Genomic DNA, 14,722 nt, shown 5'->3' on the forward strand with positions numbered 1-14,722 from the left:
ATTGCTTCCATATTTTGATTTGTGCTTAGGCATGCGTGACGCAGGTCAGTTAGCCTTTGCCGCAGGTTGTGGGGCGATCTTAGCCTTTGTACTTCTATTGTTCAGCGGGCGTTTAAACATCCGCTGAACAGATTAATAAACCGCATTCATCTCACGACCTATAGAGATGGGAGTTGTCTGTTGAATAAAGATAAATAGGATGAAGGATAATATATTCATTGTTATATTTCATCCAATCTCTATATAATGTTATGTAAGGGCTTTCATAGAGAGGATGATCAAAATGAACTTTGATTTAACTCAAGAACAGCAGATGGTTAAGAAGTTAATGAAGGATTTTGCGAATGAAGAAGTCGCTCCTGGCGCGGTTGAACGAGACAGAACGGGTACATTCCCTATCGAAATTTTTAAGAAGCTGTCTCAAATGGGCATGATGGGCTTGCCGTTCCCTGAGAAATACGGAGGGGGAGGTGCAGATACGATCAGTTTCGCCATTGTGACGGAAGAATTGAGCCGTGCGTGTGCATCTACAGGGATAACGTATTCAGCCCACATCTCGCTTGGAGGTGCCCCGTTACATCTATTCGGTACGGAACAGCAAAAACAAGCGTATTTGACACCTATTTGCACAGGGGAATCATTTGGAGCATTCGGGCTGACGGAGCCGAATGCCGGGTCAGATGCTGGAGGGACAGAAACGACAGCACGATTAGAAGGCGGAAAGTTCACGATCAATGGTTCCAAGGTTTATATTACAAATGCCAGCTATGCGAAGCACTTAGCTATAACAGCCGTCACAGGTCGCACGGACGGTCAAAAAGAAATAAGTGCAATTATGGTGCCGACAAATTCAGAAGGCTTTACGGTCATGGATAACTATGAAAAAATGGGTCTTCATGCGTCCAATACGACTGAGTTGTTACTTGATCAGGTTGTCGTGCCGGAAGAGAACTTGCTTGGTGTAAGAGGGAAAGGGTTTCAACAATTTTTAGTGACATTGGATGGTGGACGTATCGGAATCGGTGCAATGGCAGTTGGGATTGCGCAGGCAGCCTATGACCGAGCGTTGCGTTATTCAAAAGAACGTAAGCAATTCGGTAAGAGCCTATCTTCATTTCAGATCACCCAATTTAAGCTTGCAGATATGGCTGTGAAAATCGAATTGGCGCGGAATATGGTTTATAAGGCAGCTTGGTTGAAAGACCAAGGCAGGAAATTCACGACAGAAGCATCGATGTGTAAATTATATGCATCTGAAATCGCCATGGAAATTGCCAACGAAGCAATTCAGATACACGGCGGTTATGGTTATATGCGTGAATATGAAGTCGAACGATATTTGCGGGATGCGAAGCTGCTCGAGATAGGGGAAGGTACTTCAGAAGTACAGCGTATGGTGATTGCACGACAAATTGGTTGCTGAATGTTGAATTATGTCCAATCTGTCACAAAAGGTGAAAAGTCGTTCAATAACACTTTCAGTTTTCTCATAGATACAGTACAATGTTAATTGTGTACTGTATCTTTTACAGAATAGATTCTGATGAAGGAGGGTAATCCAATGAATAAAAATCCTGTTGTACCTTATCTTTTGATTTTTGCGCTAGGAATTGGACTGATTTTCTTCATGTCACTTTATGGTTTAGATCAAAAGAAAGAAATTGCTGGACCAGATGAAGAAGAAGCCACTACTGAAGAAAATGCAAATACCGGCGAATTTGACGCAGAAGCTGTCGCACAACAAAAGTGCGTAAGTTGTCACGGAGATAACTTATCAGGCGGAATGGGACCTGCTCTAAACGGACAAGCATTCCCTGCGGAAGAAATGCATGACGCAATCAAAGATGGCGTTCCAGGAACTGCTATGCCAGCTGGACTTGTTCCGGACGAGAACATAGATGAAATGGTTGAATACATTTTATCGTTAGACTGAGTATCTACTTACTAATAGAGCCATTAAACCAGGAGGGGGACCACTCTTCCTTGGTTTGATGGCTCTTTTGCATTGCATGTACGGTTTGTCAAATATACAATAGAATGGAATGAAAGGCGGGGACTTATGAATACCAACCAATTATCCAAACGCCTTGCAATGGTCGCAAGGTTCGTTCCAAAAAACACTGTGCTCGCTGATATCGGCAGCGATCACGCCTATTTGCCATGCTATTTGATGAATAAAGGCGTTATTCAACGAGCGATTGCAGGAGAAGTCGTGAAAGGTCCATTCGAATCAGCAAAACGCAATGTACAAGCGAATGGTTTTGCCGATCGTATTGAAGTGCGTCTAGCGAATGGTTTACTGGCCATTGAAGATGCAGATGAAGTAGAAACCGTAACCATCGCGGGAATGGGCGGAACGTTGATCACATCGATTTTAGAGGCAGGGAAAGAACGTCTGCGTCATGTAAAACGAATTATTGCTCAACCGAATTTGCATGCGATTGCCATTCGACAATGGGCGATAGAAAACGGATTTCAACTTGTGGATGAAGAGATTTTAGAAGAAGACGGTAAAATTTATGAAATTCTGGTATTGGAAAGGGGATCAGCAGAGTATTCGCCAACAGACCTTCTGCTGGGACCCATCTTGCGACAAAAATCTTCACCCGTTTTCCGTGCGAAATGGGAGAGGGAAACACGGGAATGGGTACGTGTATTAGAAGCTTTGGATAAAGCAGAACAAACAAACGAAATTCGACTGAAAAAGCAATCAATCCAAACCAATTACGATTTAGTCAGGAAGGTGTTAGCTGAATGAAAAAAGTAAATGGATATCAGATTATTGAGGTTTTTGAAAAGTGGTCACCTAAGAAGCTCGCATTTGAAGGAGACCCGATTGGTCTGCATATTGGTCAACTAAATCGACATGTGAATAAAGTGCTTGTGACGCTTGACGTTAACGAACAAGTAATTGACGAAGCGATTGAACAAGAAGCTAATCTCATCATCGCGCATCATCCGCCCATTTTCCGGCCATTGAAAACGATATGGACAGATACACCGCAAGGAAAGATGATTGAAAAGTGCATCAAGCATGATATAGCCGTTTATGCGGCACACACCAATTTAGATATCGCAAAAGGCGGTGTCAATGATATGCTGGCAGACCGTCTCGGCATTACGGATACAGAACCAATCGAGGAAACGAGTTCTGAGCACTTAGTAAAACTGGCTGTATTTTGTCCGCAGACAGATGCAGATCAGCTCCGTAAAGAGTTAGCGGCAGCAGGTGCCGGGGCTATTGGAGACTATGTCGGATGCAGTTTCAGCTCGCATGGAATCGGACGTTTCACGCCGGTTGACGGAGCGAATCCAACAATTGGTGAAGTGGGAGAGCCTACTTCAGTGGATGAAGAACGAATCGAAGTCGTTTTTCCGGAAAGTCTTCAGCCGAAAGTCATTAAAGCCTTGTTTGCAGCGCATCCATATGAAGAGCCGGCATTTGATTTGTTCAAAATGCAACAAAAAATAAATGTGCATGGCATCGGAAGAGTCGGTCGCATGTCCGAAGAGATGACACTAAAACAATTTGCAGAGCATGTCAAAAACGCTTTTAAGGTGCCAGCTTTACGTTTTGTCGGGGATCCGGAAACATCTATTCGCAAAGTAGCGGTGTTAGGCGGCGACGGCAACAAATACATCACAGCAGCTAAGCGTAAGGGCGCGGACGTGCTGGTGACCGGCGATTTATATTACCATGTCGCACAAGATGCACAAAGCTTAGGACTGGCTGTAGTCGACCCTGGACATAACATAGAGAAGATTATGATTGAGGGAGTCGCCCGAAACCTATCCAAACTCTGCAACGAAATGAAATACGATATAGAATTCATCGAATCAAAAGTGAATACGGAGCCTTTTCAATTTTTATTCTAAAAAACCGGCGAGAGATTTATTCTCTCGCCGGTTTATTCGTACGTTGCGTTTAAGGTTCAATCCGAATGACGGGACTCGGGTTTTTGATTTTCGGTAAGATTTTCTCCAACTTAAATTGCCGTTCTGGTTGATGTGTCGAAGGATCTGCTGCATCAAACTTGTTCAAGTAGGCAATAACTTCTCTAACGATTACAGTAGGCGTCGAAGCACCTGCCGTTACCGCAACTGTCTCGATATCCATCAACCATGCGGGATCGATTTCTGAAACATCGGAGATACGGTAAGATGGCGTATTGGCAATCTCCACAGATACTTGCGTCAGGCGGTTCGAGTTATTACTCTTCGGATCTCCTACAACGATTAATAAATCCGCTTCTCCAGCCTGTTCCGCGACTGCTTCCTGTCTCACTTGAGTCGCCAAACAAATTTCCTGATGCACTTCAATATGAGGAAACTTGCGCTGCAGTTCTTCCATTAAATGTGCGACATCCCATTGACTCATCGTCGTCTGATTCGTCACCAACAGACGATCATTCTCGACTTCCAAGTTTTCGATATCTTCCAGCTTTTCGATTAAATGAACCGACTCTGGCGCCACACCGATTGCCCCTTCAGGCTCGGGATGGTGTTTTTTTCCGATGTAAAGTATGTCATAGCCTTCTGCCACTTTTTCCTCAATCAAATGATGAGTGACGGAGACATCCGGACACGTAGCGTCAATCGCGACGAGACCTTTTTCTTTTGCCAGTTTACGCACTTCAGGAGAAACGCCGTGTGCTGTATAAATAACGGTACCTTTGTCGACTTTACGCAAAATATCTAAGCGGTTTTCCCCATCCAAGGTGATGATCCCATCTTCTTCAAATGCATCTGTAACGTGTTTATTATGGACGATCATGCCTAATATATAAATGGGTCTCGGCAGGGATGTATCGAGAGCTGCGTTTCTCGCAATGACCATCGCATCAACCACACCATAACAATAACCTCTTGGTGAAATCTTGAGTACTTTCATTTATTCCACTCCACTCCTCTACTAACTTCTCTTTCATTATAGCGGAGATTGGCGGGTGATTCAAAGAGTTCAGAAGGGAGGCTGGAAAATACGCGGTGCGGAAGGCTGGCTGACAGGTGCAGCGCTTGCTCGGGCACTAGGCGCGGGTGAACTACCTGGTTGTGCAGTAGGTGTTGCTGCAGGTGCATTTGGCATAGACTGGAATCCTTTATATAATCTCCACATGGCGGGTAAATTTTGGAGCATAGGTGCAAACTGTTGTACAAGCGGCGCAAATTGCTGAGCGGTATTCAAAAATCGATTGGCAGTCTGCATGTATTGATCTGCTCGTGAAGGCCCGCCAGCCCCACCAGCGCCGGCCTGCTGTCCGCTTGCGCCTGCTTGCGGGAACCCTGAAGTCGGCGGCATGCCGGAAGAAAATGGCTGCCGCATCCCGCCGCCAGTAAATTGCGGGGGAGGAGTACTGGGCCTCATGGCTGACTGTTGATTACTGAACGGATAAAATGATTGATATCTCATCACGAACTCCTTTCTAAACGTTTTGAGTACTTCTCATAGTATCCTATGCGAAAAAAACTACTGATGGCACCGAATCATGGTACAATAAGAAATACGCTAGAGGAGGAACGATATGTCGAAATATACAGATTATCAATTCAAACCATTTTTGAGGGAAGCGATTCAAAAATTGGGTTTTGAAGAACCGACACCCATTCAAAAAGAAATGATCCCGCTTATAATGAAGAACACAAGTGCTATAGGACAAGCACATACAGGTACAGGGAAATCACATAGTTTCCTGATCCCGCTCGTCGAAAAGATCGATACAGCACAAGATGAATTGCAAGTAGTCATCACGGCACCGACCCGTGAATTGGCGACGCAGCTCCATACAGAATTAAAGAAACTAATCGAAGAGACAGATATTAAAAGTGCCATCTTGATTGGTGGGACGGATAAGAAAAGATCAGCAGAGCGCTTGAGAAGTACTCCTCATATTATCGTGGGCACGCCAGGCCGTATTCGAGATATGGCGGAAGTAGGAGCGCTGCCGATTCATACAGCTACTCAGCTTGTAATCGATGAAGCGGATCTCGCTTTTGATATGGGGTTCATTGAGGATATCGATCAATTTGCCTCAAGAATGCCTGATAAGCTTAGCATGTATGTATTTTCAGCGACCATTCCGGAGAAATTGAAACCGTTTTTAGCTAAATATATGAATTCTCCTGTTCATGTGCAGATGGATGATAAAAAACCACTGACAGAGAATATGCATTATTCATTAGTACCAGTCAGAAGTATGGACAAAAAGAAAAAGTTGCTTCACGTTATGGATGCCATTCAACCGTATTTGGCGATCATCTTTACGAATACCAAACAAAATGCAGATGAACTTGCAGATTATTTAGCCGAGCACGGTTATAAGCCGGGCCGGATTCATGGGGATTTGACGCCGCGTGAACGGACAAGAATGATGAAACAAGTGCGTGACCTTGAGTATCAATATATTGTGGCAACAGATCTTGCTGCGAGAGGGATCGATATTCCGGGCGTAAGCCATGTAATCAACTTCGAATTACCGGAGGACCTAGAGTTCTTCATCCACCGTGTAGGGCGGACGGCACGTGCGGGTCTCGGCGGTATGGCCATCACGCTATATGCTCCATCAGACGAAGATCAAATCAACCGTATTGAAAAACTAGGCATTCCATTTGTCCATGAAGACGTGAAAAATGGTGAGTGGATCGAAGTGAAAGAACGACAAGCCCGGAAGAAACGTATAAGAGAAGTCGACGAAATTGATAAGAAGGCTGCATCTATAATCCGTAAGCCGGATAAAGTCAAGCCAGGCTATAAGAAAAAATTAGCTGAAGAACAAGAAAAATTCAAAAAGAGACAAAGGAGAATGAAAAAGAAATAATGACAGCAAATGACATCCTTTTGGGCTCCCACGTATCGATGAGCGGCAAGAAAATGCTTCTCGGCTCAAGTGAAGAAGCATTAGGATATGGAGCGAACACCTTCATGATCTATACTGGAGCACCTCAAAATACGAGACGTAAACCAATCGAAGAATTGAATATAGAAAAAGGAACGGCGCATATGGAAGCTAATGGCCAATCCAAAATCGTCGTCCATGCACCGTACATCATTAATATTGCGAATACGACGAAGCCTGAAACGTTTCGTCTAGGCGTGGATTTTCTGCAGCAGGAGATAGAGCGGACAGAAGCACTCGGAGCTAATCAAATCGTACTGCATCCAGGAGCACACGTCGGCGCTGGAACGGACATGGGTATAACAAAAATCATAGAAGGTCTGAATGAAGTGCTCTCTAAAGACGCCAATGTCCGGATTGCCCTGGAAACGATGGCTGGAAAAGGTACAGAATGCGGCAGAAGCTTTGATGAAATTGCGAAAATTATCGACGGTGTGATACACAATGAACGTCTGTCGGTCTGCTTCGACACGTGCCACGTCCACGATGCAGGCTACGACATTGTCAATGACTTCGCAGGCGTACTCGACGAATTCGATAAAATCATCGGCTTGGATCGAATTTCCGTTATTCATGTCAACGACAGCAAAAATGTCTGCGGCGCCGGAAAAGACCGTCACGAAAACATTGGTTTCGGCCACATCGGTTTCGACCCGCTTGCATACATCGTCCACCACCCAACATTCAAAGACATTCCAAAAATTTTGGAAACACCTTTCATCGGGACGGACAAAGCAAACAAAAAAGCACCTTATGCAGTTGAAATCGAAATGCTGAAAAATAAAAAATTCACACCTGAGTTACTGCAAGAGTTGAATAACTAACATACCTAATTAGCGCTGCTAGTTTGCAGCGCTTTTTCTATTGCAACTTGTATTGATCTAAATAAAGCATCGTTTGTTCGTATCCGATGACAGAAGATACTTTCTCTAGAAAAACAGATGGAATACCAGTGAACAGCCATGACAACGACACCTCATCCAATAAAGGGCGCAACTGCTGAATTTGCTTCACTGACAACTGTACACCATGACTTGCCGCATACTGTTGCGCCTCATTATCGGACAACTGTTTGATCTCCTGAATCAACTGTAGTAAATCCATTCTCCTCAAATCCTTTCAATTGGTTGTATCCTTTAACATATTCCGCTATAATTTATTAAGTAATCGTAATGATTACGAATTACAGGAAGGGATATGTATATGACAAATTCCATTATCAAATTAGATCATATTACACATAAGTATCACCACTCCGTTGCACTTTCTGATGTCAGTCTAGAAGTGAAACAGGGGGAGTTTTGGGCGTTAATTGGCCCGAATGGTTCCGGTAAATCCACGTTGCTCAGAATCATTTTAGGCTTGCTGAAACCGACGGAAGGTACAATTCAATTATTTGGAGGACCGATCGATTCGTTCAAGCAACAACAGAGAATCGGTTATGTTTCGCAAAAGTCCAATGCCTTTACGACAAGGTTCCCTGCTACGGTCTTGGAAGTCGTGAGAAGCGGCTTGACGAGTAAAAAAGGTCTCTTCAAACGATTTACTAAAGAAGACGAACAACGGGCATTAGATGCGTTACAGGTCGTCAAAATGGCGGACTATCATGGAAAAAGTATTGGTGATCTGTCGGGCGGCCAACAACAGCGTGTGTTTATCGCGAGAGCATTGGTGAGCAAGCCGGATCTTCTTATCATGGATGAGCCGACAGTCGGAATTGACCGTCAAAACGTCGAATCCTTTTATTCTATGCTTAGTGAATTAAATCGTGATTATGGTATTGCGATTTTATTGGTAACACATGAAATTGATCTGGTGACACAGCTTGCGACGCATATAGCTTGTTTAAATCGCACCATTCATTTCCATGGCGTGCATGCAGATTACGAGAAGATGAGTGAGTCGGAGTTGTCCGGCTGGTATGGACATCCAGTTCGCCGGCTTCATCAAAAAGAAACGGAGCGTGCCAGATGATTGAAGCGATTTTCACTTATGAATTTTTACAAAACGCAGTCCTGTCCGGGCTGATCATCGGATTGATCGCGCCTATGCTTGGATTGTTTATCGTCGTTCGGCGCATGGCGATGATATCAGATGCGTTAAGCCATGTTGCTTTGGCGGGGATAGCAGGTAGTTTGTATTTAAGTCAGCAAGTATTGTTCTTTGCAGCATTGAATCCTGTATATTTAGGGATGGGAGCGGCTGTCGTTGGTTCATTGTTGATTGAACGATTGCGCAGAGTATACCGCAGCTTTGAAGAATTGGCGATTCCGATTATCCTGTCTGCCGGTATCGGTTTTGGAGCGATTTTTATTTCGTTGGCAAAAGGCTTCGGTACGGATTTAGTTGGCTATTTGTTTGGCTCAGTCTCAGCTGTTAGTCGTCAGGATTTATATATTGTGCTATTGATTGCAATCATCGTTATAGCGTTCTTATATTTTCTTTACAAAGAGTTGTTTTCATTGGCGTTTGATCCTGAGTATGCGAGAGTATCAGGCATTAATGAGCGGATCATTCAAGCGGCATTCATGGTTATTACAGCGCTTGTCATCGGAGCCTCGATGCGGATCGTCGGGATCTTGCTCGTGTCTTCGCTGATGACACTTCCCGTTGCTGCAGCCATCCAACTTGCAAAAAGTTATAAGGGAGCGCTTGTTTATTCAGTAATCTTCGGTGAAATTGCCGTGATTATCGGACTTATTTCTGCTTATTATTTAGATATCGCACCGGGCGGAACAATAGTAGTGACTTCAGTTTTCATCTTACTGATCGTACTATTTTGGAAAAAGGTTCGCGCGTAAAGAGTGAGAAAGGAGGCGGTTCAGGATGACAATGGACGAAGCGTGGAAAATTCTTTTGAAGCATGATTATAAACGTACGAAAAACCGTGACATCCTGTTGCGTTTTTTTGATCAAGTTGATCGTTATGTTACAGCAATGGAGGTTCGAAATGCAGTTGAACAGGACAATCCAGGTATAAGCTTCGATACGATTTATCGTAATCTGGCGGTCTTCTCTAGATTGGGAATATTGGATGAGACAGAACTGAATGGGGAACGTCTTTTCCGCATGCAGTGTGCTTCAGATAGTCACCATCATCATTTTATTTGCACAACCTGCGGAAATACGAAATCCATTCCTAGTTGTCCGATGGATCAGGTGACAGTAAATTTATCGGATTATGAAATAGAGGGCCATAAGTTTGAAATTTATGGGAGATGTCCGAGGTGTATTGAATAAAAACAGGCAGTCCCAAAAGTCGGGAAAATCGACTTTTGGGACTGCCTTTTTGTGTCGAGGAGTTAAGCAAACAATCGTTGAACTTGCTGATTTGCCTCCTGCCAATCCTTGACTCGGATTACGCCTTTGGGGATCGGATTCCGGTTATAAGGGGTATCAAACAAGAATACCGGTATGTCCAGCTCTTCGTGGATTCCTACCGCATTGTCATGCTTGTCTTCAAAAAAAGCATCAACAGAAAATTTTTTCGCTGTTTCGATTTTATGATGTGTTCCGATCAATTCTACGTGATCAAAAGGAATTTGATGCTCACGGAACCAAGCGGTCGTACATTCCAACACATTTTGCCCGCGGGCAGAAATATAGAACAGCTCATAATTCTTTTGCCAATTCGTTAATATTTCTTTCGCGTACTGCTGTGCAGGAGACGTTTGGTATATCAGTTCCTCTGCTTCCTTATACCAATTTCCGAACTGCACAGGATCTACGTCAAATGCTTTTGTCAGATCGTATTCTTTAATATCGTCAAGCGTCAGGTTTGAGCCAAAGCGCTTATTGATATGGGGCAATAGAGAAGTAGGGCATGTTACAGTTCCATCAATATCGATGCCGAAACGAAGTTGCTTCATTCGGCTGCGCCACCTTGGGCAAGTGCTTCCTCTTGTCGTTTTTTTTCAAAATATTCTTCTGCTAAAATATCGATTTCTTTCTTCAGCTCGTCGACCATTGTTTCTTCCGGAACCTTCCGAACCGTTTTACCGTGCATGAAGAGCAACCCTTCGCCACGAGCTCCTGCAATCCCGATATCTGCTTCTCTAGCTTCTCCGGGACCGTTTACCGCGCATCCCAGTACTGCGACTTTAAGAGGAGCCTTAATAGTGGAGATATATTCTTCCACTTCATTGGCAATTGAAATTAAATCAATTTCGATCCGACCGCATGTCGGGCAAGAAATAAGTGTTGCAGCATTCGAAGAAAGACCGAATACTTTCAGAAGTTCTCTCGCCACTTTAATTTCCTGAACAGGGTCCGCGCTTAATGATACGCGCATCGTGTTGCCGATACCTGCTGATAGCAGCGTACCGAGTCCAGCTGCACTCTTGATGGAGCCTGCAAATAGCGTACCGGATTCCGTGATACCTAAATGCAACGGATAATCAAATGCAGCTGCAGCCAGCTTATACGCTTCGATCGCCAAGTTGACGTCAGATGCTTTCAGCGACACGATAATATCATGGAAATCCAAGTCTTCTAGGATCTTAATATGATGCAAGGCACTTTCTACCATGCCTTCAGCTGTTGGATAACCATACTTTTCAAGGATCTTCTTCTCAAGTGAGCCAGCGTTAACGCCGATTCGGATTGGAATGCCTTTCGCTTTGGCGGCATTGACGACCGCTTCTACTTTGGATTGGCGTCCAATATTTCCAGGATTGATACGGATTTTATCTGCACCTTGTTCGATTGCGATCAAGGCTAGTTTATAGTCAAAATGAATATCTACGACGAGTGGAATATTGATGCGTTTTTTTATTTCGCCAATCGAATACGCTGCACGCTCATCTGGGCATGCTACACGTACAATTTGACATCCTGCTTCTTCCAAACGATTGATTTCAGCGACAGTTGCCTCCACATCGTGAGTTTTCGTAGTCGTCATGCTTTGAATAAATAGTTCATTGCTTCCCCCGATCGTTAAATTACCGACTTTAACGGGACGGGTGTTCGCACGATGAATCATTTCGGTCATTGCTTTTCTCTCCTTCAAATAGATAAATACCATCATAGATGGAATGGTAAATTAACGTTCGTTGCTTTCCTCGCATTCCGTATCCGGCTGTTCGCCAAGCGGCAGTTTGATTTCTTCGCCGGCCAGGAACTGCTGTCGTTCCAGATGAGGATTCAAGGAATAAAATTTCTCCAGCCTCTCTAGAAAATTAAGCGTGGGATCTGGATATAATGCAAATAACGATTCTATTGTATCACCTTCAACGGCCCGAATGACAATTGAATGATTAACGGTTTCCTCTATACAGGACGATTCTTCATCGAAAAAGGCTGCAAGAGGGATTGTCCCATCTGTTAAATCCACACGCACAAAATGAACAATGCAAAATACAGCGAGTGCCAACAAAAATATTCTCATAGATCATCCCTCCTGCATCACACTATGCAGGCAAGGACAAGACTATTCATTTTGTCGGCTTTTTTGGATAATAGGTTGCAGCGCGCCAAACATAGAGTAAATGGACAAGTGACGCAACCAAGAGGCCGTAAGATTGCATGTCTGGTATGAATTCAAAAATCATTGTCAATAAAATAGGTAGCGTGGCAGCAATTGCCGCAGTGCGCCACATAAATCGAAACTCGCCGCGACGGTGCAATAGTTTCAGCAGCAATACTCCTATAATACCAAAAATACTGACCCGAATAAATAAATACGACGTGATAATCACAAGTTGCAAAACGAATGCAAAAGGATATATTAAGATACCGATTGTTTTTCCGATTTCTGCTACTTCAGGTGTCGATTGAAAAAGGGAATGATCACCAAATAAAAAACGGGTAAACGATACAGCAGTGTAAAGAAAGACAAAAATAAATATGTATTGAATGACTTTTCCGATCGGTAGCAAGCGAAATGCAGCCAATTTTTTCGGTTCATGCAAAGAAGCTTTGAATATTTGATGGAATTTCACGAAATAGGCCTCCCTTTCTACTGTATAGTCTATCATTTATGTGAAACCTGCAGGATACGTGAAATTTCGACATTCTTATGACAAATTATTGCGGCTTTGTAAAGGTGATGTAAAGATTTGTGTTCAGTACTTTACAATTGGTGTATGGTCCGAACATAATAGGGTGAAACTTCACATGAATCCATGCGGAGGGGCAACTGTAAGACTATACATAATCGTTTGATGGAGGTTGACAATTAAATGGAAGTGAACTGGCAGGAAGTGCTGTTCCAATTTCTTGGAGGCTTAGGTATTTTCCTATTCGCAATTAAGTATATGGGGGATGGATTGCAAAAAGCTGCAGGGGACAGACTCCGTGCAATCTTAGACCGTTTTACAACTAACCCATTTATGGGCGTTCTTGTCGGTATTATTGTAACTGTTTTAATCCAATCCAGTTCGGGTACTACAGTTATTACTGTAGGACTGGTAAGCGCAGGATTCATGACGCTCCGTCAGGCAATCGGTGTCATTATGGGTGCCAATATCGGTACGACGGTGACTGCGTTTATTATCGGTTTAGACGTTGGGGCTTATGCATTGCCTATCATGGCGATCGGTGCGTTTCTTATTTTCTTCATTAATAAAGCTAAAGTCAAAAACTTGGGAGAAGTTATTTTTGGTTTTGGTGGCTTGTTTTTAGGTTTGGAGTTAATGAGTAACGGAATGAAACCTCTGCGTTCGTTGGAAGCTTTCTCAGACTTCACGCTGGCGATGAGTGAACATTCGTTGTTAGGTGTAGTAGCCGGAACAATTTTTACATTAATCGTCCAAAGTTCCAGTGCGACTGTCGGGATTTTACAAGGTCTATACGCGGAAGATTTAGTTACAATGAAAGCGGCATTGCCGATACTTTTCGGTGATAATATCGGAACGACGATCACGGCCGTTCTTGCTTCTATTGGTGCATCCGTAGCGGCTAGACGGGCTGCTGCTACACATGTTTTATTCAATATTGTCGGTACAATCATCTTCATGTTGCTGCTCATTCCGTTTACGGCATATGTGGAATGGGTGTCTGGCGCCCTGAATTTAGAAAGTAAGATGCAAATTGCATTTGCTCACGGTTCATTTAACATTGCGAATACAATACTGCAATTTCCTTTTATTGGTGCCTGGGCGTATCTCGTCACCCGTATGATTCCAGGGGAAGATGTGACGATCGAATACAAACCGAAGCATCTTGACCGGCATTTCATTACCCAATCGCCGGCAGTTGCGATTGGACAGGCAAAAGAAGAAATTATCCGCATGGGTGATTTCAGTGTGCAAGGGCTACAGCAATCATTCGAGTATTTGAAAACAGGACAGAAAAAACACGCGGAAATGGCTTATCAGATAGAAGATGCCATTAATAATCTCGATCGGAAAATCACAGATTACTTAGTCGAGATTTCAGCTGTAACCGTATCCCCAGCGGAATCCGGCCGTCATGTTATGTTGATGGACAGCGTACGGGATATCGAACGGATCGGTGATCACTTCGAAAACATTATTGAATTAATTGATTTGCGTGAGACGAATAAATTAAAACTAACAGATGGTGCGATCGATGATTTGACAGAGATGTTTACGTTAACGATCGAAACGGTCCAAAAAGCTATTGAATCTTTGGATAAAAATGATACGGGATTAGCACGTACAGTTTCCGAAAAGGAAGATTTGATTGATAATATGGAACGTCGTTTCCGAAAAAATCATATTGTCCGTCTGAATGAAGGGCATTGTAGTGCACAAGCAGGGATGGTATTCGTAGATATCGTTTCGAATTTGGAGCGGATCGGGGACCATGCAGTGAATATTGCGGAAGCGATCTTAGGAAAGCACGCATAATGAAGAAGGAGTGACAGT

17 protein-coding genes are annotated in these 14,722 nt (G+C 43.6%); 10 read left to right on the plus strand and 7 right to left on the minus strand.

Going from position 1 to position 14,722, the window contains the following annotated elements; all coding sequences use genetic code 11:
• The first annotated feature begins 283 nt into the window (after positions 1-283).
• From MKX97_RS07300 to MKX97_RS07315, 4 genes are all read left to right on the plus strand, one after another.
• Positions 284-1,423, plus strand: coding sequence for an acyl-CoA dehydrogenase family protein (locus MKX97_RS07300; RefSeq protein ID WP_342537282.1), 1,140 nt, complete (start codon positions 284-286; stop codon positions 1,421-1,423).
• Between the two features lie 138 nt (positions 1,424-1,561).
• On the plus strand, positions 1,562-1,933 hold the full coding sequence (gene cccA / locus MKX97_RS07305) for a cytochrome c550 (protein ID WP_040758125.1): 372 nt from the start codon (positions 1,562-1,564) through the stop codon (positions 1,931-1,933).
• Between the two features lie 126 nt (positions 1,934-2,059).
• Complete coding sequence (locus MKX97_RS07310) at positions 2,060-2,758, plus strand: tRNA (adenine(22)-N(1))-methyltransferase TrmK (protein WP_009496866.1); 699 nt, start codon at positions 2,060-2,062, stop codon at positions 2,756-2,758.
• Entirely contained in the window at positions 2,755-3,876 is a 1,122-nt protein-coding gene (locus tag MKX97_RS07315) for a Nif3-like dinuclear metal center hexameric protein (RefSeq protein ID WP_009496864.1), read from the plus strand. The genes MKX97_RS07310 and MKX97_RS07315 overlap by 4 nt, the downstream gene beginning before the upstream one ends.
• 49 nt (positions 3,877-3,925) lie before the next feature.
• Here MKX97_RS07315 and MKX97_RS07320 read toward each other — a convergent pair whose 3' ends face one another.
• Together MKX97_RS07320 and MKX97_RS07325 are read right to left on the minus strand one after the other, a co-directional pair.
• Positions 3,926-4,891, minus strand: a complete 966-nt coding sequence (locus tag MKX97_RS07320; RefSeq protein WP_009496862.1) for a 4-hydroxy-3-methylbut-2-enyl diphosphate reductase — start codon at positions 4,889-4,891, stop codon at positions 3,926-3,928.
• 69 nt (positions 4,892-4,960) lie between these two features.
• Positions 4,961-5,410: a YqfQ family protein gene (locus tag MKX97_RS07325; protein WP_221835026.1), complete on the minus strand. Its 450-nt coding sequence runs from the start codon at positions 5,408-5,410 to the stop codon at positions 4,961-4,963.
• 112 nt (positions 5,411-5,522) lie between these two features.
• On the opposite strand from MKX97_RS07325, the gene MKX97_RS07330 reads away from it, so the two are divergent.
• Positions 5,523-6,815: a DEAD/DEAH box helicase gene (locus MKX97_RS07330; RefSeq protein ID WP_009496858.1), complete on the plus strand. Its 1,293-nt coding sequence runs from the start codon at positions 5,523-5,525 to the stop codon at positions 6,813-6,815.
• Positions 6,815-7,717 (plus strand): deoxyribonuclease IV, encoded by a 903-nt coding sequence (locus tag MKX97_RS07335; protein WP_342537283.1) that lies wholly within the window; start codon positions 6,815-6,817, stop codon positions 7,715-7,717. Before MKX97_RS07330 ends, MKX97_RS07335 begins: the two co-directional genes overlap by 1 nt.
• A 37-nt stretch (positions 7,718-7,754) precedes the next feature.
• Here MKX97_RS07335 and MKX97_RS07340 read toward each other — a convergent pair whose 3' ends face one another.
• Positions 7,755-7,997 (minus strand): hypothetical protein, encoded by a 243-nt coding sequence (locus MKX97_RS07340; RefSeq protein ID WP_009496854.1) that lies wholly within the window; start codon positions 7,995-7,997, stop codon positions 7,755-7,757.
• A gap of 99 nt (positions 7,998-8,096) precedes the next feature.
• Here MKX97_RS07340 and MKX97_RS07345 point away from each other — a divergent pair, with 99 nt between their 5' ends.
• Genes MKX97_RS07345 through MKX97_RS07355 form a run of 3 tightly spaced genes read left to right on the plus strand, consistent with a single transcriptional unit; the run spans position 8,097 to position 10,133 of the window.
• Positions 8,097-8,867 (plus strand): metal ABC transporter ATP-binding protein, encoded by a 771-nt coding sequence (locus MKX97_RS07345; protein WP_040758124.1) that lies wholly within the window; start codon positions 8,097-8,099, stop codon positions 8,865-8,867.
• Positions 8,864-9,694: a metal ABC transporter permease gene (locus MKX97_RS07350; RefSeq protein ID WP_009496850.1), complete on the plus strand. Its 831-nt coding sequence runs from the start codon at positions 8,864-8,866 to the stop codon at positions 9,692-9,694. The genes MKX97_RS07345 and MKX97_RS07350 overlap by 4 nt, the downstream gene beginning before the upstream one ends.
• Before the next feature lie 25 nt (positions 9,695-9,719).
• Positions 9,720-10,133 (plus strand): Fur family transcriptional regulator, encoded by a 414-nt coding sequence (locus MKX97_RS07355; RefSeq protein ID WP_009496848.1) that lies wholly within the window; start codon positions 9,720-9,722, stop codon positions 10,131-10,133.
• A gap of 62 nt (positions 10,134-10,195) precedes the next feature.
• On the opposite strand, the gene MKX97_RS07360 is transcribed toward MKX97_RS07355, so the two are convergent.
• Genes MKX97_RS07360 through MKX97_RS07375 form a run of 4 tightly spaced genes read right to left on the minus strand, consistent with a single transcriptional unit; the run spans position 10,196 to position 12,832 of the window.
• A complete protein-coding gene (locus tag MKX97_RS07360) occupies positions 10,196-10,762 on the minus strand; it encodes a hypothetical protein (RefSeq protein ID WP_078816539.1) in 567 nt (188 codons plus the stop codon).
• Entirely contained in the window at positions 10,759-11,883 is a 1,125-nt protein-coding gene (gene ispG, locus MKX97_RS07365; protein ID WP_040758122.1) for a flavodoxin-dependent (E)-4-hydroxy-3-methylbut-2-enyl-diphosphate synthase, read from the minus strand. The genes MKX97_RS07360 and ispG overlap by 4 nt, the downstream gene beginning before the upstream one ends.
• Positions 11,884-11,934: 51 nt before the next feature.
• A complete protein-coding gene (locus MKX97_RS07370; RefSeq protein WP_078816540.1) occupies positions 11,935-12,279 on the minus strand; it encodes a hypothetical protein in 345 nt (114 codons plus the stop codon).
• A 46-nt stretch (positions 12,280-12,325) separates the two neighbouring features.
• On the minus strand, positions 12,326-12,832 hold the full coding sequence (locus tag MKX97_RS07375; RefSeq protein ID WP_176132466.1) for a DUF1189 family protein: 507 nt from the start codon (positions 12,830-12,832) through the stop codon (positions 12,326-12,328).
• Between the two features lie 240 nt (positions 12,833-13,072).
• On the opposite strand from MKX97_RS07375, the gene MKX97_RS07380 reads away from it, so the two are divergent.
• Positions 13,073-14,704, plus strand: coding sequence for a Na/Pi cotransporter family protein (locus MKX97_RS07380; protein ID WP_342537284.1), 1,632 nt, complete (start codon positions 13,073-13,075; stop codon positions 14,702-14,704).
• Positions 14,705-14,722: the final 18 nt, after the last annotated feature.

This window comes from Sporosarcina sp. FSL K6-3508, assembly GCF_038615825.1.
GTDB lineage: Bacteria > Bacillota > Bacilli > Bacillales_A > Planococcaceae > Sporosarcina > Sporosarcina newyorkensis.